2 protein-coding genes are annotated in these 1,154 nt (G+C 73.6%); one reads left to right on the forward strand and one right to left on the reverse strand.

Going from position 1 to position 1,154, the window contains the following annotated elements:
- The coding region (locus WEB03_RS03870; protein ID WP_368069658.1) for a methyltransferase at positions 1-1,017 on the forward strand (1,017 nt) is incomplete at its 5' end.
- Here the strand turns inward: WEB03_RS03870 and WEB03_RS03875 are convergent.
- Positions 969-1,154: SDR family oxidoreductase (locus WEB03_RS03875; protein WP_368069659.1), on the reverse strand; the 186-nt coding region annotated here is incomplete at its 5' end. The genes WEB03_RS03870 and WEB03_RS03875 overlap by 49 nt on opposite strands.

Genomic DNA, 1,154 nt, shown 5'->3' on the forward strand with positions numbered 1-1,154 from the left:
GCGGTCCTCGCGGGGCTGGACACGGCAGCGATCGCGACCCTGTGCCGCCTCGATCTCCCCGATCGGCTGACGCGACCGACACCCATCACAGCACTGGCCGGAGACCTCGGTGTCGATGCCCATCGGCTCGAACGCCTGCTGCGCTACGCCGCCGCCCGCGGGTGGCTGCGCATCGACCGGCAGGGGCGCGTCCGGGCGACCCGGGTGACGCGGTTCCTGCGACGCGACCACCCCGGCGGCTGGCGTGCCTGGGTGGAGTTCGCGTCCGGTGCCGAGGTCGGTGCGGCGATCGCGGCCCTCGACGCGGGACTCCGGTCGGACGGCGACGCCTTCGCGACCGCCAACGGCGCCCCGTTCTTCACCTGGATGCAGGACCACCCCGACCGGCACGCCACCTTCGACGCGGCGATGGCCGCCGGCGGCCGGATGCACGGGCTGCTCCTGGCGCGGACGCTCGGCTGGGACACGAACCGGCGGGTGTGCGACATCGGTGGTGGCGATGGGACGCTCCTCGGGGTGCTGCTCGCCCGACATCCCCACCTGCAGGGTGTCCTCCTCGAGCTCCCGGAGGTGGTGGCGCGAGCGCCGACGCATCCCCGGGTGACACCGGTCGCCGGGGACGCCTTCGCCGCGGTCCCCGAGGGCTGCGACACCTACCTGTTCGTCAACGTCCTGCACGACTGGGACGACGCCGCGGCGGTCGACCTCCTGCGCGTCGCGGCCGACATCGCACGTGCCGAACCGCTCGGCCGGATCGTCGTCCTCGAGAGCGAAGCGCACGACCGGCCACGCGACGACCTCGCCACCCGTGCGGACCTGCTCATGTTGGCGCTGACACCCGGCGGGCGCGAGCGTTCCACCGACGAGTTCTCAGCCCTTGCCGCCCGAGCCGGCCTCCAGCTACAGCGCACCCACCGGCTCGCCTCCGGTGACGTCGCCCACATGCTCGTGCCCGTCAGACGTGCGCCTCACATGCCTCGGCCGCCGGTGACCTCGACGACCGCGCCCGTGACGTAGCTCGACAGGTCCGAGGCGAGGAACAGCGCGACGTCGGCGACCTCGCCCGGTTCGCCCATCCGCCCGAGGGGGATGCCGGCGATGCGGTCGGCCACCACGTCCTGCGGCATCGCATCGGTCATCGCCGTGCGGATCAG

The sequence above is a fragment of the Nitriliruptor sp. genome (assembly GCF_040882075.1).
GTDB lineage: Bacteria > Actinomycetota > Nitriliruptoria > Nitriliruptorales > Nitriliruptoraceae > Nitriliruptor.